At 73.2% G+C, this 20,347-nt stretch carries 17 protein-coding genes; 12 read left to right on the forward strand and 5 right to left on the reverse strand.

Annotation, left to right across the window (positions count from 1 at the left end; translation table 11 throughout):
* The first annotated feature begins 85 nt into the window (after window positions 1–85).
* The 3 genes from ACF08F_RS01400 to ACF08F_RS01410 are packed head-to-tail and all read left to right on the forward strand — an operon-like array spanning window position 86 to window position 2,870.
* Entirely contained in the window at window positions 86–862 is a 777-nt protein-coding gene (locus tag ACF08F_RS01400) for a DUF5819 family protein (RefSeq protein ID WP_392296445.1), read from the forward strand.
* The gene (locus ACF08F_RS01405) at window positions 859–2,169 is read left to right on the forward strand and encodes an HTTM domain-containing protein (RefSeq protein WP_392296446.1); all 1,311 of its coding nucleotides are present in this window, start codon (window positions 859–861) and stop codon (window positions 2,167–2,169) included. The genes ACF08F_RS01400 and ACF08F_RS01405 overlap by 4 nt, the downstream gene beginning before the upstream one ends.
* Window positions 2,166–2,870, forward strand: coding sequence for a TrmH family RNA methyltransferase (locus ACF08F_RS01410; RefSeq protein WP_392296447.1), 705 nt, complete (start codon window positions 2,166–2,168; stop codon window positions 2,868–2,870). Before ACF08F_RS01405 ends, ACF08F_RS01410 begins: the two co-directional genes overlap by 4 nt.
* Before the next feature lie 40 nt (window positions 2,871–2,910).
* Here the strand turns inward: ACF08F_RS01410 and paaN are convergent, their stop codons facing one another.
* Window positions 2,911–4,617, reverse strand: a complete 1,707-nt coding sequence (gene paaN, locus ACF08F_RS01415; RefSeq protein WP_392296448.1) for a phenylacetic acid degradation protein PaaN — start codon at window positions 4,615–4,617, stop codon at window positions 2,911–2,913.
* A 124-nt stretch (window positions 4,618–4,741) separates the two neighbouring features.
* On the opposite strand from paaN, the gene ACF08F_RS01420 reads away from it, so the two are divergent.
* Both ACF08F_RS01420 and ACF08F_RS01425 read left to right on the forward strand, forming a co-directional pair.
* Window positions 4,742–6,307: a 3-hydroxyacyl-CoA dehydrogenase gene (locus ACF08F_RS01420; RefSeq protein ID WP_392296449.1), complete on the forward strand. Its 1,566-nt coding sequence runs from the start codon at window positions 4,742–4,744 to the stop codon at window positions 6,305–6,307.
* Complete coding sequence (locus ACF08F_RS01425; protein WP_392296450.1) at window positions 6,304–6,897, forward strand: TetR/AcrR family transcriptional regulator; 594 nt, start codon at window positions 6,304–6,306, stop codon at window positions 6,895–6,897. The genes ACF08F_RS01420 and ACF08F_RS01425 overlap by 4 nt, the downstream gene beginning before the upstream one ends.
* A gap of 84 nt (window positions 6,898–6,981) precedes the next feature.
* On the opposite strand, the gene ACF08F_RS01430 is transcribed toward ACF08F_RS01425, so the two are convergent.
* Window positions 6,982–7,581 (reverse strand): Lrp/AsnC family transcriptional regulator, encoded by a 600-nt coding sequence (locus tag ACF08F_RS01430; protein ID WP_392296451.1) that lies wholly within the window; start codon window positions 7,579–7,581, stop codon window positions 6,982–6,984.
* Window positions 7,582–7,773: 192 nt separating this feature from the next.
* Here ACF08F_RS01430 and pdhA point away from each other — a divergent pair, with 192 nt between their 5' ends.
* The 7 genes from pdhA (at window position 7,774) to ACF08F_RS01465 (ending at window position 15,960) form a co-directional block, all read left to right on the forward strand.
* Entirely contained in the window at window positions 7,774–8,934 is a 1,161-nt protein-coding gene (gene pdhA / locus ACF08F_RS01435) for a pyruvate dehydrogenase (acetyl-transferring) E1 component subunit alpha (protein ID WP_392296452.1), read from the forward strand.
* A complete protein-coding gene (locus tag ACF08F_RS01440; protein ID WP_392296453.1) occupies window positions 8,934–9,974 on the forward strand; it encodes an alpha-ketoacid dehydrogenase subunit beta in 1,041 nt (346 codons plus the stop codon). Before pdhA ends, ACF08F_RS01440 begins: the two co-directional genes overlap by 1 nt.
* The gene (locus ACF08F_RS01445) at window positions 9,974–11,416 is read left to right on the forward strand and encodes a dihydrolipoamide acetyltransferase family protein (protein WP_392296454.1); all 1,443 of its coding nucleotides are present in this window, start codon (window positions 9,974–9,976) and stop codon (window positions 11,414–11,416) included. The genes ACF08F_RS01440 and ACF08F_RS01445 overlap by 1 nt, the downstream gene beginning before the upstream one ends.
* 81 nt (window positions 11,417–11,497) lie before the next feature.
* A complete protein-coding gene (locus tag ACF08F_RS01450) occupies window positions 11,498–12,355 on the forward strand; it encodes an NTP transferase domain-containing protein (RefSeq protein WP_392296455.1) in 858 nt (285 codons plus the stop codon).
* Window positions 12,355–13,797 carry a molybdopterin molybdotransferase MoeA gene (locus ACF08F_RS01455; protein WP_392296456.1) on the forward strand — a complete coding sequence of 481 codons (1,443 nt, stop codon included), beginning with the start codon at window positions 12,355–12,357 and terminating at the stop codon, window positions 13,795–13,797. Before ACF08F_RS01450 ends, ACF08F_RS01455 begins: the two co-directional genes overlap by 1 nt.
* Before the next feature lie 20 nt (window positions 13,798–13,817).
* Entirely contained in the window at window positions 13,818–14,879 is a 1,062-nt protein-coding gene (locus ACF08F_RS01460) for a potassium channel family protein (RefSeq protein WP_392296797.1), read from the forward strand.
* A gap of 94 nt (window positions 14,880–14,973) precedes the next feature.
* Entirely contained in the window at window positions 14,974–15,960 is a 987-nt protein-coding gene (locus ACF08F_RS01465; protein WP_392296457.1) for an NAD(P)H-quinone oxidoreductase, read from the forward strand.
* Between the two features lie 63 nt (window positions 15,961–16,023).
* Here the strand turns inward: ACF08F_RS01465 and ACF08F_RS01470 are convergent, their stop codons facing one another.
* The 3 genes from ACF08F_RS01470 to ACF08F_RS01480 all read right to left on the reverse strand — a co-directional run bounded on the left by ACF08F_RS01470 (window position 16,024) and on the right by ACF08F_RS01480 (window position 20,280).
* On the reverse strand, window positions 16,024–16,572 hold the full coding sequence (locus ACF08F_RS01470; protein ID WP_150268354.1) for a bacterial proteasome activator family protein: 549 nt from the start codon (window positions 16,570–16,572) through the stop codon (window positions 16,024–16,026).
* 106 nt (window positions 16,573–16,678) lie between these two features.
* Complete coding sequence (locus tag ACF08F_RS01475) at window positions 16,679–19,549, reverse strand: FtsX-like permease family protein (protein ID WP_392296458.1); 2,871 nt, start codon at window positions 19,547–19,549, stop codon at window positions 16,679–16,681.
* Window positions 19,546–20,280 (reverse strand): ABC transporter ATP-binding protein, encoded by a 735-nt coding sequence (locus ACF08F_RS01480; protein ID WP_392296459.1) that lies wholly within the window; start codon window positions 20,278–20,280, stop codon window positions 19,546–19,548. Before ACF08F_RS01480 ends, ACF08F_RS01475 begins: the two co-directional genes overlap by 4 nt.
* Window positions 20,281–20,347: the final 67 nt, after the last annotated feature.

The raw sequence follows: 20,347 nt of genomic DNA on the forward strand, positions 1-20,347 counted from the left end.
TTGAATGACTTCAATGGTGAGTCGGCGGCCCGTATGGTGTCAACCCTGTGGATAACCGAGGTGGGCCGATCGGGATCGGGGCGGGATGGACGCAGACGTCGAAAGGGACATCGACGCGGACGTCGGGACGGGCGTCGGTACGGACGTGCGGGGCGTGCCGACCGGGCCCGCCGGCGGCGGGATCATGGCGCTCTCCCTGCCTTACCAGGTCGCCGCGGCCGTGGCGCTCGCCGTGGTCGGGGTCTTCGTCTGTGTCCACCTGGCGATGGTGTTCCTGCACGTCGCGCCGTCCAACACGCTCACCAAGCGGCACGGCCAGGCCGTCGACGACTGGATCTATCCCGAGTTCGAACAGAACTGGAAGCTCTTCGCCCCCAATCCGCTCCAGCAGAACGTCTCCGTCGAGGTCCGCGCCGAGGTCGTCGCCGGCGACGGCCGCCGCACCACCGGCTGGATCGACCTCACCGCGCAGGACGCCGAGGCGATCCGCCACAACCCGCTGCCCAGCCACACGCAGCAGAACGAACTCCGCCGGGCCGTGGACTTCTACCTGAACTCGCACTCCGACGACGACCGCCCCAACGGGACGCGCGGCCACCTCTCGGAGGAGTACATGCGCCGGATCGCGATGCTCCGGCTCGACGGCCTCCCCTCCCTCGACGGGGCCGACGTCCGCCGCGTCCAGCTGCGGGCGGTCACCCGGCCCGTGCCCGCGCCCCGGTGGAGCACCGAGAAGAACGACGTCACCCCCTCCTACCGCGACCTCCCCTGGTGGAAGGTGACCGTCGCGGACCTTCCGGACGGCGCCGCCCGGAGCCGCGCCGACGCCGCAGGTCCGAGCCGCGGGGAGGCGGGGCGATGAGCGCTTCCACCGCCACGCGCGCGCGTACGCGTGAACCCTTCGACCGGCGGATCGCCCGCGCCGTCCAGGCCGTCACCGGCCGCGCGCTCGGCCCGCACCAGACCGCGATCGTCCGGATCGGCTTCGCGCTGACCTGGCTCGTCTTCCTGCTGCGCGAGCTGCCGCACCGGCACGAGATGTACGGGCCCGACGGCCCGTGGTCCTGGGAGCTGGCGAGCCGGCTGATCGCCGACAACCGGGCCTTCAGCGTGCTGATGTGGTCGGACGGCCGGGTGTGGTTCGAGCTCGTCTACGGGCTCGCCGTGCTCTCCGCCGCCCTGCTCCTCGTCGGCTGGCACACACGGGCCGTGTCGGTGGTCTTCATGGTCGGGGTCCTGTCGCTGCAGAACCGCTCCGTCTTCCTCGGCGACGGCGGCGACAACGTCCTCCACCTCGCCGCGCTCTACCTCGTCCTGACCCGCTGCGGCCAGGTGTGGTCCCTCGACGCCAGGAGGGCCGCCCGGGAAGCCGCGCGGGACGCCGCCCGCGAGGCCGCGCGCAGGGCTGCCCTTGAGGCCGGCAAGACCGATGGGGGCAGCGGGGCGGTCGGGGCGGACGGGGACGGGCGTCGGGACGTCGTCGGCCCGCTGCTGTGGATCGTGCTCGGCGGTTTCCTGCTCGCCACCACCTGGTTCAGCGACGTCACCGGCGAGTGGTGGCTGCCGGTGCTGCTGTGGGTGCTGTGGCTCGGGCACGGGCTGTGGTGGCTGGCCTGCCGGCTCGCCCCCGGGGAGCCGCGCACCCTGCTCGACGTCCTCGCCAACCTCGCGCACAACGCCGCACTCTTCGTGATCATGGTCGAGGTCTGTCTGATCTACGCCACGGCCGGCTGGTACAAGATCCAGGGCTCGCGCTGGCAGGACGGCACGGCGCTGTACTACCCGCTCCACCTGGACTACTTCTCGCCCTGGCCGCTGCTCTCCGAGCTGCTGGGCTCCAGCGGGATCATGGTGCTGCTGCTGACCTACGGCACGGTGATCGTGCAGATCGCCTTCCCGTTCACGCTCTTCCACCGCAAGGTCAAGAACGTCCTGCTGGTCGCGATGATGCTGGAGCACGCCGGGATCGCCGTGCTCCTCGGGCTGCCGGTCTTCTCGCTCGCGATGATCTCCGCCGACGCGGTGTTCCTGTCGACGGCCTTCCTGGTGGCCCTCGGCGCCCGGTCGGCGCGGGGCCGGGACCGGCTGCTGGGGCGGAGGTCCGCCGGGCCGCTGCCCGAGCAGCGCCGTACGGGTGAGGAGCACGGTCCCCGTACCCTCGTCGGGTGAGCACCACCGAAGAGAAGCCCCGAGCCGAGGCGGCCGACCCGGCCGCGGCAGCCGAGGCCGCCGAGCCGGTCCAGTACGACGAGGGGTTCGGCCCCGAGATCGGCGTCGGGCCGCACCCGGAGCCGTGGCCGGAGGACGCGCGGTACGACCCCGAGCTGCTCGCCGACGGCGACCGGCGCAACGTCGTGGACCGCTACCGGTACTGGACGCGAGAGGCGGTCGTCGCCGACCTCGACACCCGGCGCCACGACTTCCACGTGGCGGTGGAGAACTGGGGCCACGACTTCAACATCGGCTCGGTCGTGCGGACCGCCAACGCCTTCCTCGCGAAGGAGATCCACATCGTGGGCCGACGGCGCTGGAACCGGCGGGGCGCCATGGTCACCGACCGCTACCAGCACGTCCGCCACCACCCGGACACCGAGTCGCTGACCGCGTGGGCGGCGGCCGAGGGCCTGCCGATCATCGGGATCGACAACCTGCCGGGAGCGGTCCCGCTGGAGCGGACCGTGCTGCCGCGCCGCTGTGTGCTGCTCTTCGGCCAGGAAGGCCCGGGGCTCACGGACGAGGCCCGCGCGCGCGTGGAGATGGTCTGCTCGATCGCCCAGTTCGGCTCGACCCGGTCGATCAACGCCGGCGCCGCCGCCGCGATCGCCATGCACGCGTGGGTGCAGCGGTACGCGGAGATCGAGACGCCCTGACAGCGGTGCGGGGCCCCGAAGGGCCCCGCACCGGTCGAGGTCAGGCCTGGCGGCGGACCTCCACCACCCGGAAGCGGTTCGAGACGAAGGCGCCGTCGCACAGCGCCGCGTTCGCCGCGGGGTTTCCGCCGGAGCCGTGGAAGTCGGAGAACGCCGCCGTCTGGTTGACGTACACCCCGCCCGTGAGGTTCAGGGAGAGCTGCGCGGACTCCTCCAGGCAGACCTCCTCGACCGCGCGCTCGGTCTCCGCCGCGGTCGTGTACGCGCCGACCGTCATGGCGCCCTTCTCGCGGACCGTGCGCCGCAGCAGCTCCAGGGCGTCGGCGGTGGAGTCCACCGAGACGGCGAAGGAGACCGGGCCGAAGCACTCGGAGAAGTACGCGGCCTGCGCGTCGGGCTTGGTGCCGTCCAGCTTCACGATCACCGGCGTGCGGACCACGGCGTCCGGGAAGTCGGGGTTGACGACCTCACGGGAGGCGAGCGCCACCTCGCCGAGGCCGGCGGCGGCCTCAAGGCGCGCCTTCACGTCAGGGTTGACCAGTGCGCCGAGCAGGCCGTTCGCCCGGGCGTCGTCGCCGAGCAGGCCGCCCACCGACGCCGCCAGGTCGGCGACGACCTCGTCGTACGACTTGGGGCCCTGGTCGGTGGTGATGCCGTCGCGGGGGATCAGCAGGTTCTGCGGGGTCGTGCACATCTGGCCGCTGTACAGCGACAGCGAGAAGGCCAGGTTGGCCAGCATGCCCTTGTAGTTGTCCGTGGAGTCGACCACGACCGTGTTGACGCCGGCCTTCTCGGTGTAGACCTGGGCCTGGCGGGCGTTCTCCTCCAGCCAGTCGCCGAACTCGGTCGAGCCCGTGTAGTCGATGATCCGGACCTCGGGGCGCACCGCCAGCGTCTTGGCGATGCCCTCGCCGGGACGCTCGACGGCGAGCGCGACCAGGTTGGGGTCGAAGCCGTTCTCCGCGAGGACCTCGCGGGCGACGCTCACCGTGAGCGCGAGCGGCAGGACGGCGCGCGGGTGCGGCTTGACCAGGACCGGGTTTCCGGTGGCGAGCGAGGCGAACAGGCCCGGGTAGCCGTTCCACGTGGGGAAGGTGTTGCAGCCGATCACCAGGGCGATGCCGCGGCCGACCGGGGTGAACTCCTTGGACAGCTCCAGCGGGTCGCGCTTGCCCTGGGGCTTGGACCAGCCGGCCCGGCCCGCGGGGGTACGGGTCTGCTCCTCGTACGCGTACGCCACGGCCTCCAGGCCGCGGTCCTGGGCGTGCGGGCCGCCGGCCTGGAACGCCATCATGAACGCCTGTCCGCTGGTGTGCATGACGGCGTGGGCGAACTCGTGGGTGCGGGCCGAGATCCGGGACAGGATCTCCAGGCAGACGAGGGCGCGGGTCTCCGCCCCGGCGTCGCGCCACGCGGGCGTGCCCGCGCGCATCGCCGGCAGCAGGACGTCGATGTCGGCGTGCGGGTACTCGATGCCGAGCTCCGGGCCGAACGGCGAGACCTCGCCGCCGGTCCAGCCGTCCGTGCCGGGCTGGTCGAGCTCGAAGCGGGTGTTCAGCACGGCCTTGTGGGCGGCGAGGCCGGCCGCCGCGTCGAGCGAGCCGCCCTCCCCGTAGGCCTTCGGGTGCTCGGGGTACGGGGACCAGTAGGCGCGGGTGCGGATCGTGGCGAGTGCCTGGTCGAGCGTGGACCGGTGCTTCTCGGCGAGACGGTCCAGACGGTCGGTGGTCGGCAGAGCGGTGGCCATGGATGGACCAACTCCTCGTCGAGCTGGGCAGGGAGACGCGTACGGAGTTAGAGTAACCGAACGATCGGTCGGGACAAGGGGGTCCGTCGATCCTGTGGAAAACCCATCGGGGAGGATCACTCCTATGAGCGCCAACGTGACCGTCAGGGGGAGCGACGACGTGACCGCCAGTGAGCCGACCGCCCTCGCGCAGGACCGCACCGTCGCCGTCGTCGGCACCGGCACCATGGGCCAGGGCATCGCCCAGGTCGCGCTGGTCGCCGGCCATACCGTACGGCTCTACGACAACGCCCCCGGCCGGGCCGCCGAGGCCGTCTCCGCTCTCACCGCCCGCCTCGACCGGCTCGTGGAGAAGGGCCGCCTGGACGCCGCCGCCCGCGAGGCGGCCGTGGGCCGGCTGCACGCCTCGGAGGAGCTCGCGGAGCTCGCGGACGCGGCGCTCGTCGTCGAGGCGATCGTCGAGCACCTGCCCGTCAAGCAGCAGCTCTTCGCCGACCTGGAGAAGGTCGTCGGCGACGACACGGTCCTCGCCACGAACACGTCCTCCCTCTCCGTCACCGCGATCGCGGGAGGTCTGCGCCTGCCCGGCCGGTTCGTCGGGCTCCACTTCTTCAACCCGGCGCCGCTGCTCCCGCTCGTCGAGGTCGTCAGCGGCTTCGCCACCGACGCGGACGTCGCCACGCGCGCGTACGAGACGATGAAGGGCTGGGGCAAGACGCCGGTGCGCTGCGCGGACACGCCCGGCTTCATCGTGAACCGGGTCGCGCGCCCCTTCTACGCGGAGGCGCTGCGGGTCTACGAGGAGGGTGCGGCCGACCCCGCGACCATCGACGCCGCCCTGCGCGAGTGCGGCGGCTTCCGGATGGGCCCCTTCGAGCTCACGGACCTCATCGGCCAGGACGTGAACGAGGCCGTCACCCGCTCGGTCTGGGAGTCCTTCTACCAGGACCCGAAGTTCACGCCCTCGCTCGCGCAGCGGCGGCTCGTGGAGTCGGGCCGGCTCGGCCGGAAGTCGGGGCACGGCTGGTTCTCGTACGCGGAGGGGGCCGAGCGGCCCGAGCCGCACACGGCGCCGCCGGCGGCGGCGCCGAAGCGGATCGTCGTCCAGGGCGATCTGGGCCCCGCCGAGCCGCTGGTCGGCCTCTTCGAGGCGGCCGGGATCACGGTCCGGCGCCGCAAGCGGGGGTACGACCACATCGTGCTGCCGGGCGGCGGCTGGCTGATGCTCGCGGATGGCGAGAGCTCGTTCGAGTTCGTCCCCGAGGAGATCGTCTACTTCGACCTCGCCCTCGATTACGAGCGCGCGAGCCGGATCGTGCTCTCCACCGGCCGGCGGACGGCGCCCGAGACCCTCGCCGAGGCCGTGGGCCTCTTCCAGGCGCTCGGCAAGCAGGTCTCGGTGATCGGTGACGTGCCCGGCATGATCGTCGCCCGTACGGTCGCGATGCTGGCCGATCTGGCCGCCGACGCGGTCGACCGGGGCGTCGCCACCGCCGAGGACGTGGACACGGCGATGCGCCTCGGGGTCAACTACCCGGCCGGCCCCTTGGAGTGGGCGGAGAAGCTGGGGCCCCAGCGCGTGTGCGACCTGCTCCGGGCGCTGCACGAGCGCTACCCGACGGGCCGGTACGGGCCGAGCCGGGCCACCGCCCGCCGGTGCGCCGACGCCGACGAGGAGGACTCTCGATGACCACGGTGAAGCGCGACACGTACACCCCGGAGACGCTGCTCTCGGTCGCCGTGCGGGTCTTCAACGAGCGCGGCTACGACGGCACCTCCATGGAGCACCTGTCGAAGGCGGCGGGGATCTCCAAGTCCTCGATCTACCACCACGTTGCCGGCAAGGAGGAGCTGCTGCGGCGGGCGGTCAGCCGGGCGCTCGACGGGCTCTTCGCGGTGCTCGACGAGCCCGGGGCGCTGCGCGGCAGGGCCGTCGAGCGGGTCGAGTACGTCACCCGCCGCACCGTGGAGGTGCTGATCGCGGAGCTGCCGTACGTGACGCTGCTGCTGCGGGTGCGGGGCAACACCGCGACCGAGCGGTGGGCGATGGAGCGGCGGCGCGAGTTCGACCACCGGGTGGCCGAGCTGCTGAAGGCCGCGGCGGCGGAGGGCGACCTGCGGGCGGACGTGGACATACGCCTGGCCACCAGGCTCCTCTTCGGAATGATCAACTCGCTGGTGGAGTGGTACCGGCCGCACCCGGACGCGGTGGCGGAGCGGGAGCAGCTCGCCGAGACCGTCGTCCACCTGGCCTTCGACGGGCTGCGGACGGCTCGCTGAGCGTCCCCGGCGCCCGCTGAGGCGTCGGACGTCACGGACGGCCCCTTCGGGGGCCGTCCGGCTTTTCCGGCATCCGCGGCCGGGTCAGAGACGGTGGTCGGTGTTGAGGTCCGTCTCCTCGAAGACCAGCAGCGTGCGGGTGGAGAGCACCTCGGGGATCGACTGGAGCCGTGTGAGCACCAGCTCGCGCAGCGTCCGGTTGTCCGGGGTGTGCACGAGCAGCAGGACGTCGAAATCGCCGCTGACCAGCGCGATGTGCGTGGCGCCGGGCAGGGCCCTGAGCTGCTCGCGGACCGTACGCCAGGAGTTCTGGACGATCTTGAGCGTGATGTAGGCGGAGGCGCCGTGCCCGGCCCGCTCGTGGTTGACCCGGGCGCTGAAGCCGCGGATCACCCCGTCGTCGATGAGCCGGTTGATCCGCGCGTAGGCGTTGGCCCGGGAGACGTGCACACGCTCGGCCACGGACCGTACCGAGGCGCGGCCGTCCGTCTGGAGCAGTCTCAGGATGTCGCGGTCGATCGCGTCCAGCGGCCGCGGCGGCGGGGCGCCCGTCGGCGTGCCGATCGGGGCGCTCAGGGCCTCGTCGGGCACCTCGCCCTCGGCGCCGCCGAGCGGCCTGCCGAGGGCCTCGCCCGGTGCCTGGACCGCGGCGTCGGCCGGAGCCCCGCTCCGATCGACGGCCATTTGTTCATCCGCCATGTCCCCCCGCCTCTCTCCGGTGGACGACCTGCTCCTATCCCAGGCTGTGGAGAACCGTTTGTCCACAGGCTGGAGGTGCCTGTAGCCAAAATGCCTCCACGACCGAACAATCGGTAGGTGAGGCGCGCCACACTCGCGCCACCCGCCTTCGGGTCTTATGCCCGCTCCCACGAGGAGGTGGACTCGTTGCAACAGCGCAGTTCGACAGTCCAAGAGCCGCCCGGTGCCGTTCCCGCCTACCGGCCGACCCCGCCGCCGGCGTGGCAGCCGCGTACCGACCCCGCCCCGCTGCTGCCGGACGCCGAGCCGCTGCGCGTGCTCGGCACGGACGCCGTGGCCGACGCCGACCCCGCGCTGCTGCTCCGGCTGTACGCGGAGCTGATCCGCGGCCGCCGGTACAACACGCAGGCCACCGCCCTCACCAAGCAGGGCCGGCTCGCCGTCTACCCGTCCACCACCGGCCAGGAGGCGTGCGAGATCGCCGCCGCCCTGGCCCTGGAAGAGCGGGACTGGCTCTTCCCCTCGTATCGGGACACCCTGGCGGCGGTCGCCCGCGGCCTCGACCCCGTGCAGGCCCTGACGCTGCTGCGCGGCGACTGGCACACCGGCTACGACCCGCACGAGTACCGCATCGCGCCGCTGTGCACCCCGCTGGCCACCCAGCTCCCGCACGCGGTGGGTCTCGCCCACGCCGCCCGCCTCAAGGGCGACGACGTGGTCGCCCTGGCCATGGTCGGCGACGGCGGCACCAGTGAGGGCGACTTCCACGAGGCGCTGAACTTCGCGGCCGTGTGGAAGGCCCCCGTGGTCTTCTTCGTGCAGAACAACGGCTTCGCGATCTCCGTCCCGCTGGCCAAGCAGACCGCCGCCCCCTCCCTCGCCCACAAGGCCGTCGGATACGGCATGCCGGGCCGGCTCGTCGACGGGAACGACGCGGTCGCCGTCCACCAGGTGCTCACCGAGGCCGTGGCCCGCGCCCGACGCGGCGGCGGCCCCACCCTGGTCGAGGCCATCACCTACCGGATCGACGCCCACACCAACGCCGACGACGCCACCCGCTACCGCGCGCCCGGCGAGGTCGAGGCCTGGCGGGAGCACGACCCGATCCTGCTCCTCGAAAGGGAGCTGACGGAGCGCGGTCTGCTCGACGAGGACGGCAGGCGGGCGGCGGCCGAGGCCGCCGAGACCATGGCGGCCGAGCTGCGCGAGCGGATGAACGCCGATCCGGTCCTCGACCCGATGGACCTGTTCTCCCATGTGTACGCGGAGCAGACCGCACAGCTGCGCGAGCAGGCGGCGCAGCTGCGCGCCGAGCTCGACGCCGAGGGTGAGGCGTGATGACGACCGCGACGACCGGCCCCGCCGCCAAGGCCGCCGGTGCCGGGAAGGCCAAGCCCGCGACGATGGCGCAGGCCCTCCAGCGCGCCATGCGCGACGCGATGGCCGAGGACCCGACCGTCCATGTGATGGGTGAGGACGTCGGCACGCTCGGCGGTGTCTTCAGGGTCACCGACGGGCTCGCCAAGGAGTTCGGCGAGGACCGCTGCACCGACACGCCGCTCGCCGAGGCGGGCATTCTCGGCGCCGCCGTCGGCATGGCCATGTACGGCCTGCGGCCGGTCGTCGAGATGCAGTTCGACGCCTTCGCCTACCCGGCGTTCGAGCAGCTGATCTCCCACGTCGCGAAGATGCGGAACCGGACGCGCGGCGCGATGCCGATGCCGATCGTCATCCGTGTGCCGTACGGCGGCGGGATCGGTGGGGTCGAGCACCACAGCGACTCCTCCGAGGCCTACTACATGGCCACCCCGGGCCTGCACGTCGTGACCCCGGCGACGGTCGAGGACGCCTACGGGCTGCTGCGCGCGGCCATCGCCTCCGACGACCCGGTGGTCTTCCTGGAGCCCAAGCGGCTCTACTGGTCCAAGTCCGACTGGTCGCCCGAGGCGCCCGCGCCCGTCGAGCCGATCGGCAAGGCGGTCGTGCGGCGGCCGGGCACCGGCGCCACCCTGATCACCTACGGCCCGTCGCTCCCGGTCTGTCTGGAGGCCGCGGAGGCGGCGCAGGCCGAGGGCTGGGACCTGGAGGTCGTCGACCTGCGCTCGCTCGTGCCGTTCGACGAGGAGACCGTCTGCGCCTCCGTCCGTCGCACGGGCCGGGCGGTCGTGGTGCACGAGTCGGCCGGGTTCGCCGGTCCCGGCGCGGAGATCGTCGCGCGCGTGACCGAGCGCTGCTTCCACCACCTGGAGGCGCCGGTGCTGCGCGTGGCGGGCTTCGACATCCCGTACCCGCCGCCGATGCTGGAGCGCCACCACCTGCCCGGCGTGGACCGGGTCCTGGACGCGGTGGCGCGGCTGCAGTGGGAGGCGCAGAGCTGATGGCCCAGGTGCTCGAATTCAAGCTGCCCGACCTCGGTGAGGGGCTCACCGAGGCCGAGATCGTCCGCTGGCTCGTCGCCGTCGGAGACGTCGTCGCCATCGACCAGCCGGTCGTCGAGGTCGAGACGGCCAAGGCCATGGTCGAGGTGCCGTGTCCGTACGGTGGCGTCGTCACCGCCCGGTACGGCGAGGAGGGCACCGAACTGCCCGTCGGCGCACCGCTCCTGACGGTCGCCGTCGGCGGCACGGGGGCGCCGGAGGAGGTCACGGAGGCCGCTCCGGAAGCGGCTCCCAGGACGACCGCGGCGGACGCCGTCTCCTCGGAGTACTCGGGCAACGTGCTGGTCGGCTACGGCACGGCGGGGCCCGTCGCGCGACGGCGCCGGGTGCTGCGCGAGAACCCGGCCGTGGCCCAGGCGCCGGTGAAGGCCGACTCCCCGGCACAGGCCCCGGCCAGGGCCGCGGCTCCGGCTCCCGCCCCGGCCCCGGCCCGGGCTCCTGGGTCCGTCGCCGCCGGTGCTCGGGCGCCCTTCGCCGGGCACGACGGGCCGGTGCCGGTCATCTCGCCGCTCGTGCGGAAGCTGGCCCGCGACCGGGGGCTCGACCTGCGCGAGGTGCGTGGGTCCGGTCCCGAGGGACTGATCCTGCGTGCGGACGTGGAGCTGGCCCTCGCGGCCCTGGAGCGGTCCGTCGCCGCCCCGGCCGTGGTGGCTCCGCCCGTCGCCGCCCCGGCGGCGGCCGCTCCGGCCCTGGCGGGGGAGCGGATCCCGCTGCGCGGGCTCCGCGGCGCCGTGGCGGACAAGCTCTCCCGCAGCCGTACGGAGATCCCGGACGCGACCTGCTGGGTCGACGCCGACGCGACCGAGCTGATGGCGGCCCGGCGGGCGATGAACGAGGCGGGCGGGCCGAAGATCTCGCTGCTCGCGCTCCTCGCCCGGATCTGCGCCCACGGTCTGGCCCGGTTCCCCGAGCTCAACTCCACGGTGGACACCGCCGCCCGGGAGATCGTCCGGCTGCCGGCCGTGCACCTCGGTTTCGCCGCCCAGACCCCGCGCGGTCTGGTCGTCCCGGTGGTCAAGGACGCGGGGACGCGCACGGCCGAGTCGCTCACGGCGGAGTTCGCCCGGCTCACCGAGTCCGCCCGGCAGGGCGCGCTCACGCCGGCCGATCTGACGGGCGGCACGTTCACCCTGAACAACTACGGGGTGTTCGGGGTCGACGGCTCCACGCCGATCGTCAACCACCCCGAGGCCGCGATGCTCGGCGTAGGCCGGATCATCCCCAAGCCCTGGGTCCACCAGGGCGAACTGGCCGTCCGTCAGGTGGTGCAGCTCTCGCTCACCTTCGACCACCGCGTCTGCGACGGCGGCACGGCGGGCGGCTTCCTGAGGTATGTCGCGGACTGCGTCGAGCAGCCCGCGGTCCTGCTCCGCACCCTCTGACAGGGGCAGTCCACGCCCGGCCCGTCTCTCTTCTTGGGACGGGCCGGACGTGTGCGGTGCCCGGCGGCCCATACTGCTGGGGTGACCACCGCATACGACGCCGTCGTGCTCGCCGGGGGAGCCGCCCGGCGCCTCGGCGGTTCCGACAAGCCCGGGGTACGGGTAGGAGGCCGGACGCTCCTCGACAGGGTGCTCGCGGCCTGCCCCGACGCCGGCCGGACGGTGGTCGTCGGAGACCCCCGCCCGACCGTCCGCCCCGCCCGCTGGACCAGGGAGGATCCACCCGGCGGGGGACCCGTGCCCGCCGTCGCCGCAGGGATCCGCGAGACGGAGGCCGAGGTCGTCCTCGTCCTCGCCGCCGACCTGCCCTTCCTTGACCGCGACACCGTCCGGCGCCTCCTGGAGACGCTCGCCTCGGCACCCGACGCGGAGGCCGCCGTCCTCACCGACGCCGAGGGCCGGGACCAGCCGCTCGTCGCCGCGTACCGCACCGGCCCGCTGGCCCGCGAGCTGACCCGCCTCACGCACGAGGCCGGCGGTCTGGCCGGCCTGCCGCTGCGGCGCCTCACGCAGGGCCTCCGCCTCACCAGGGCCGCCGCCGGACCCCACGACTCCTTCGACTGCGACACCTGGGAGGACCTCGTCGCGGCCCGCGCCCGCGTCAGGGAGCATGGGACCGTGCTGGACGAATGGATCACCGCAGTCAAGGACGAACTGGGCATCGAGCTGGACGTCGACACCGGCGTGCTGCTCGACCTCGCCCGTGACGCCGCCCACGGGGTGGCCCGCCCCGCCGCGCCCCTGACCACCTTCCTGGTCGGCTACGCGGCGGCGAGCGCGGGAGCCGGGGGCGGCCCGGAGGCGGTCGCCGAAGCGGCCCGCAAGGCGGCGGAGCTCGCCAAGCGCTGGGCCGCCGAACAGGGTGAGGCCGAGGCTTGATGACCCTCCAGGAGTCCGCCCTCGTGACCCCCGACACCGCACCCCTCCCCCAGCCCGCCGAGGAGCCGCACCGCGCCACCGCCTGGCCCGCGGCCCGCACGACCGCGGCCGACGCGGGCGCCGCGGCCCGCGCCGCTCGGGCCGGCCGGGGCACGCGGGGGCCGCTGGACGTGCCGCTCGGCGCGGCGCTCGGCCGGGTCCTCGCGGGGCCGCTCCTGGCCCTCACCGACCTGCCCTCCTTCGACACCTCCGCCATGGACGGCTGGGCCGTCGCGGGGCCGGGCCCCTGGACGGTCCGCGAAGAGGACGCCGTCCTCGCGGGCCACGCCCCCGCCACCGCACTGGCCGACGGCGAGGCTGTACGCATCGCCACCGGAGCCCGCGTCCCGGCCGGGACGAGCGCCGTGGTCCGCAGCGAGCACTCCCGCACCGAGGACCCCCCGGCCGAGGACTCCCGCACCGAGGACCCCCCGGCCGAGGACTCCCGCACCGAGGACTCCCCGGCCGAGGACTCCCGCACCGAGGACTCCCCCGCCGAGCCGGACAGCGGGCCACCCGCTCCCGTCCTGCACGCCCTGCGCGAGGTGCGGACCCGGCAGGACATCCGACCCCGCGGGCAGGAGTGCCGCGCCGGGGACGAGCTGCTCCCCGCCGGCTCCGCCGTGACCCCCGCCGTCCTCGGGCTCGCCGCGGCCGCCGGCTACGACACGCTGCCCGTCCTCCCCCGCCCCCGGGTCGAGATCCTCGTCCTCGGTGACGAGCTGCTCACGGCCGGACTCCCCCACGAGGGGCTCATCCGTGACGCCCTCGGCCCGATGCTCGGACCCTGGCTGGAGACACTCGGCGCCGAGGTCCTCGCCACCCGCCGCATCGGCGACGACGCCGAGGAGCTGTACACGGCCGTCACCGGGTCCACCGCCGATCTGCTGATCACCACCGGCGGGACCGCCGCCGGACCCGTCGACCACCTGCACCGTGTGCTCGACGCGGCGGGCGCCACCCTCCTCGTCGACGGGGTGAAGGTCCGGCCCGGCCACCCCATGCTGCTCGCCCGGCTCGCCGGCGAGGACCCCCGCCATCTCGTCGGGCTCCCCGGCAACCCCCTCGCGGCGGTCTCCGGGCTCCTCACCCTGGCCGAGCCGCTGCTCGCCGCCCTCGCGGGGAGCGCCGGGGGGCCGCACCGCGGCCCCGGAGTCCCCGTGCGGGACGAGGTGCAGGGGCATCCCCACGACACCCGGCTCGTCCCGGTCGTCCGCCGCGCCGACCGGGCCGTTCCGCTGCACTACAACGGACCGGCCATGCTCCGTGGCATCGCCGCCGCCGACGGCCTGGCCGTCGTACCGCCCGGCGGTGCCCGACCGGGCCAGGCACTGGAGATCCTCGGCCTTCCCTGGCCGACGGCGACGGGGGACGCCCCGGCCCAAGGAGTGTGTTTCACGTGAAACTTCCCAGCCGTGACGTGATGGCCCGCCAGGCGGAGGAGCGGATCTCGGGTCCCCAGATCCGGCTGCCCCGCCGGGTCGTCGAAAAGCCGCTGCGCCAGGTCGGCAAGCGGCTGCTCATGGCGCTCGGCGTGCTGATCCTGACGGTGGTCATCGTCTACGTCGACCGCGCGGGCTACCACGACAACGCCAACGAGACGCTCGACCTCCTCGACTGCGTCTACTACGCGACCGTGACGCTCTCCACCACCGGATACGGCGACATCGTCCCGTACAGCGACACGGCGCGGCTCGCCAACATCCTGCTGGTCACGCCCCTGCGCGTGCTGTTCCTGATCATCCTGGTCGGTACCACTCTCGAGGTCCTCACGGAGAGGACGCGGGAGGAGTTCCGACTGAATCGCTGGAGGTCCACCTTGCGCGACCACACCGTCATCGTCGGCTTCGGCACCAAGGGCCGGTCCGCGATCCAGACCCTCTGCGCGACCGGTCTCCGCAAGGACCAGATCGTCATCGTCGACCCGTCCAACAAGGTGATCGAGACGGCGAACGCGGACGGCTTCGTCGGTGTCGTCGGCGACGCAACCCGCAGCGACGTGCTGCTGCGGGCCGAGGTGCAGCGCGCCCGCCAGATCGTCATCGCCACCCAGCGCGACGACACGGCCGTCCTGGTCACCCTGACCGCCCGCCAGCTCAACCGGGGCGCGAAGATCGTCGCCGCGGTCCGCGAGGAGGAGAACGCGCCCCTGCTGCGCCAGTCCGGCGCGGACGCGGTCATCACCAGCGCCTCCGCCGCCGGCCGGCTGCTCGGCCTCTCGGTGCTGAGCCCCAGCGCCGGCACGGTCATGGAGGACCTGATCCAGCAGGGCTCCGGCCTCGACCTCGTCGAGCGCCCGGTGACCAAGGCCGAGGCGGGCAAGAGCGTGCGGGAGACCGAGGACCTGGTGGTGAGCGTGCTCCGCGGCCACCGGCTGCTCAGCTACGACGACAAGGCCGCCAGCCCACTCCAGCCCACCGACCGGGTGATCACCATCGTGCGCGCCGCGCCGGTGACCCCGCTCACCACTCCGCCGCAGGACTGAACTCGGAACGGCCGGGCAAGGCCGTCCCGGGCAGGGGCCACGCCACGCCGATTGGACCGCGTCGGGCGTGGCACCCCGGAGTAGCCTCGCGGCCATGCATGCGATCACGATTCCGGAACCCGGCGGTCCCGAGGCCCTCGTCTGGGCCGAGGTGCCCGATCCCGTGCCCGGCGAGGGCGAGGTCCTCGTCGAGGTGGTGGCGAGCGCCGTCAACCGCGCCGACCTGCTCCAGCGGCAGGGCTTCTACGACCCGCCGCCGGGCAGCTCCCCGTACCCCGGCCTGGAGTGTTCGGGGCGGATCACCGCGCTCGGGCCCGGGGTGTCCGGCTGGGCCGTAGGCGACGAGGTCTGCGCGCTGCTCGTCGGCGGCGGTTACGCCGAGAAGGTCGTCGTCCCCGTCGGCCAGCTCCTGCCCGTGCCGGAGGGCGTCGACCTGGCCACGGCCGCCGCGCTCCCCGAGGTCGCCTGCACGGTCTGGTCCAACATCTTCATGATCGCCCACCTGCGCCCCGGTGAGACGGTGCTCGTGCACGGCGGGGCGAGCGGGATCGGCACCATGGCGATCCAGCTCGGAAAGGCGGTCGGCGCACGGGTCGTGGTGACGGCCGGGAGCCCCGCGAAGCTGGCCCGCTGCGCGGAACTGGGCGCGGACGTCCTCATCGACTACCGCGAACAGGACTTCGTCGAGGAGCTGCACAAGGCGACGGACGGGGCCGGTGCGGACGTCATCCTGGACATCGTCGGCGCCAAGTACCTGGAGCGGAACGTGAAGGCCCTGGCCGTCAGCGGCCGGCTGGTGATCATCGGGCTCCAGGGCGGGGTGAAGGGCGAGATCAACCTGGGGGCGCTGCTCGCCAAGCGTGCGGCGGTCATGGCGACCACGCTGCGTTCCCGCCCGCCGCAGGAGAAGGCGGCGATCGTCGCCGCCGTCCGCGAGCACGTCTGGCCGCTGATCGGCGCGGGCACGGTCCGGCCGGTCGTCGACCGCACGGTGCCGATGCCGGAGGCCGCGGAGGCGCACCGGGTGCTGGAGTCCGGCGACCACGTCGGCAAGGTCCTGCTGCTCGCACCCCGCGGCTGACCGGCGTATCGGCGCAAGAGAAAAGGGCCCGGCACACCAGGTGCGCCGGGCCCTTCGCCGTCCTTACAGGTACGGCCCCGAGCGGACCGCGTGGCCGTGGCCGCGGTCGTCGTCGTCATCGTCGTGCGAGGAGCCCGGCGGCAGCGCCCGGCGCATCTGCTCCAACTGGGCGCGGGCCGCCATCTGCTGGGCGAACAGCGCCGTCTGGATGCCGTGGAAGAGGCCTTCCAGCCACCCCACCAACTGGGCCTGCGCGATGCGCAGTTCCGCCTCGGAGGGGATCGCCTCGTCCGTGAACGGCAGGGAGAGCCGCTCCAGTTCCTCGACCAGCTCGGGCGCGAGCCCGTCTTCCAGCTCCTTCACGGAGCTTGCGTGGATGTCCTTCAGCCTGACGCGGCTCGCCTCGTCGAGAGGAGCCGCCCGTACTTCCTCCAGGAGCTGCTTGATCATGCTGCCGATCCGCATGACCTTCGCAGGCTGCTCGACCATTTCCGTCACCGGGACCTCGCGGGATTCGTCGTCACCCTGAGCGCCGCCGAGCGCCGTCCCGTCCTGTCCCACGATGAGGACCTGGGGGCTCTCCTGCGACCTGTCATTCCTCGGCATCTCCATGCCGCCATTCTCTCGCACACATGCCTCACCACACGGTGTGCCCCTGTACGAGGGTGATCCACCCTCGTACAGGGGCACAGGAAGGCAACGAACCCGCGGGGATCTGTCAGGTCGCCGCGCGCCGGGCCACTGCGCCGCGCGAACGGGTCACCAGGGCGGCGAGGAGCGCGGCGCCGAGCGGTACGGCGACGAGGAGTCCGCCGAGCGTCTCCCAGGGGATGACGATCGGCACGTACGGCGGGCCCGACCCGCCGTTGTCCCAGCCCTGCTGGATCGCCTGCTCGTAGAAGGCGAGCGCCTCGCGCTCCTCGGTGAGCCGGAGGCCCACCGCGGGCAGGACGCCGGCCGCGGATCCGAGGATCACGCCCATCGCGGCGACGACTCCGCACTGGAAGCCGCTGAGCGTACGGCGGACCCGGGGCGGGGCGCCGACGGCTGCGAGCGTCTTCAGGTCGGCCTCGGCGTCGGCCTGCGCGAGGCCGGTGGCGATACCGGCGGCGCCGATGGTGACGAGACCCGCGAAGACGGCCAGCGAGATCAGGAAGAGGCTGTCCTCGTTGACGAAGCCCTCCTCCACGTGCAGGTCGACACTGCTGCCGAGCTTGGCGAGTTCACCGTCGAGCTTCTGGCGCTGCTCGGTGTCCGGCATCCGCTCGGTGCTGAAGTACGCGCCCGCCGGCACGGTGGCGAGGCCGGCGGCCTTCGCGGTGGCCGGGGTCATCAACAGCTTGACGCCGTAGGACTTCTGATCCTTGGGCACCAGGTAGGCGGGCACGGAGCTGACCTTCCCCGGCGTGGGCAGGCCCTTCTCGGAGGCCTTGTCGGCGGCGGCGATGTCGGTGACCTGCTTGATGCCGACGGCGCCGCTCTTGTCGATCTCGGCCCGGGAGAAGGTGACGATCTTGCCTTCGGCGAGGGCCTTCGCGGCTCCCGGGTCGGTGACGCCGAGGACCTTGAGGACCTTCTCGTCACCGACGAGGAGACCGCTGTCGACGGAGATCCAGCCGCCCCCGGAGCTCTGGTCGCACCGCCAGTCCTCGGTGATCATCTTCCGGCGCTGGTCGGGCGTGAACCGCTCGCTGGGGTCGCCGCTGCCGGCCGGAACCGTGGCGTACAGCGGACATTCGTTCGCCGGAGGGAGCACGACCTCGTAGCGACCGCAGCCCTTGCCGCCGCCCCAGGGGGGACAGCCAGGCTTGCCGACCGAGACACGCTCGACATCGGCGCGGACGTCGACGGGCAGGATGCGCTCGACGGCCTCGCGGACGGCGGGGACGTCCCGGCCGCCTTCCTCCAGGACGAAGGCGGAGACCGCACCGTTCGGCAGCCGGGCCTCGTACGCGGCCCTCTGCTGAGCCTCGCTGCTGGCCATGAAGGTGGAGACGGCGACCGTGCCCGCGACGGCGGCGAGGACGGCGGCGACGGCAGGTGCCGTACGTCCCCGGTTCCGGACGGCGTCCCGCAGCGCGAGCCGCGGCGAGAGCGGCAGCCAGCGGCCGGTCCGGCCGAAGAGCCCCACCAGGGCCGGGGTCATGGCGACGACACCGAGCTCGGCGATGGCGGAACCGCCCGCGACGATGATGAACGACTCGGACGCGAGCGACCCGAAGAGCGCGATGGCGGCGCCGACGAGGATGGCCGCGAGGCCGATCAGGGGTAGGACGCGACTGCTGCGACGGACTCCGCGCCGGCCCGTGAGCGAGGCGAGGACGGTCTGCCGGGACGCGGTGATCGCCGGGACGATGGCGGAGAGGAGACCGGTCAGGACCGCGAGCAGCGCGATGCCGAGCAGTTCGAGCGGCCGGACGTCGAAGGCGCCGAACCGCTGGTTCATGGTGTCCTCGAGGACCGGCTGCAGCGCCAGCGTGAGGACCACGGCGAGGACGGTGCCGACGACCGCCGCGGCGACACCGATGACGAGACCGCCGCTCAGCACGATGGCCCGGATGTGGCTGCGGGCACCGCCGTTGGCCCCGACCAGACCGAGCTGGCGGCGCGAGCGGCGGGCGCCGACCGCGAACGCGGGTCCGGCGAGGAGGCAGATCTCCAGCATCGCCAGACCGACGACGGTTCCGACCGCAGCGAGCGCGGCGGCGTCGGCCGCCGGACTGGAGTCGTACGAGCCCCAGTTCTCCTTGGCGTACAGCGGCACCTCGGACTTGGCGGGCGGGTCCAGCATGACGGCACGCGAGGTGACGACCACGCCCTTGGCGTTGATCTGCTGGACCGTGTTCCACGTGAAACCACCGGACTTCTTCACCAGATACGCGGTGGTGGTGCCGGGAGCGGACAGACCGGACTTCTCGACGGCCTTCGCATAGTCGGCGAGGAAGGCGCCCGGCAGTGCGTTGACCTGGTCGACGCCGAGCGCGTCGGGAAGTTCGTAGGAGCCGACGATTCGATACGTACGTTCGAAGTTGCGGGCGGAAAGGGTCGAGCCGACCGACAGACCGCTGGACTCCAGGAAGTGCGAGGTCGCCATGACCTCGTCCGACTTCTCCGGGAAACGCCCCGAAAGGAGCGTCATGATCCCGCGGCTGATCGGGTCGGAGGCCTTCAGCTCACGCACCTCGGTGGAGAGCAGACCGTGGGCCGTGGTCAGTTTGGCGGGCCCGGAGCGGTCGGTGAGGACCGTGGAGCCCGCCGGGATCGCCTTGGTGACGTCGGTGGGCCCGTTCGGCCACGCCTGGTCCTTGTAGTCCTTGGCCGGGGTGTGCATCTCGCCCGGCGGATCCTGGAGGATCGGTACGCCCTCGACCTCGGCGTCCCGGAATATCGCGTCGGCCGTGCCCATCGACCTCTCCGCCTTCTCCGCGGCGGACAGTTCGGAGCTGCGGTAGGTCAGATCGAGGGCGCTGACGCCCAGGATGGGCAGGGCGATCATCGCGAGGACGAGGGCGCTGCGGCCCTTGGAGCGCCAGGCGTCGCGGCGGGCGATGCGGATCGCGGCCCGCCAGGAGTGGAACCAGGTCTTCACGCCTCAGCCACCTGGCCCGAGAGGAGGGAGTCCGCCTCGCTGCGCACGGTCTGGTCGACGATCGCGCCGTCCCGCAGGAACACGACGCGGTCGGCCCAGGCGGCGAACCGCGGCTCGTGGGTCACCAGGACGCCGGCGGCGCCCGCGTCGCAGCGGGACCGGAGCAGGGCGAGCACGGACTCGCCGGTCTCGGAGTCGAGGGCGCCGGTCGGCTCGTCGGCGAGGACGAGACGGCGCTCGCCGACGAGGGCGCGCGCGATGGCCACACGCTGCTGCTGGCCGCCGGACATCTCGTCCGGGAAGCGGTCGGCGAGGTGGCCGAGCCCCATCTCCTCCAGGGCGGCCAGGGCCTCGACGCGGGCCTTGCGGGCGGAGGTGCCGTCGAGCTCGCGGGGCAGGGCGACGTTCTCGGCGGCGGTGAGCGCCGGGATCAGGTTGTAGTCCTGGAAGACGTACCCGATGCTGCGGCGGCGCAGGGCGGCGAGCTCCTTGACGCTCGCGGTGGTGATGTCGGTGTTCTCGACGATCACCTGTCCCGAGGTCGGGGTGTCCAGGCCGCCCGCGATGGTGAGGAGCGTGGACTTGCCGGAGCCGGACGGGCCCATGACGGCGACGAGTTCGCCGGGGTACACGGCGAGGTCGATCCCCCGCAGTGCGTGCACCTCGGTGGCGCCCGAGCCGTGGACGCGGGTCAGGTTCTGGAGCTGCAGCACGGGCTGCTGTGTGGACATGGAGGGGTCCCCCTTGGGCGTACACGGCGGTCGGCCGGTACGGATCGAGCGGTGGAAGTAGGTGGTG

It is taken from the genome of Streptomyces sp. NPDC015130, assembly GCF_043080005.1.
Taxonomy (GTDB): domain Bacteria; phylum Actinomycetota; class Actinomycetes; order Streptomycetales; family Streptomycetaceae; genus Streptomyces.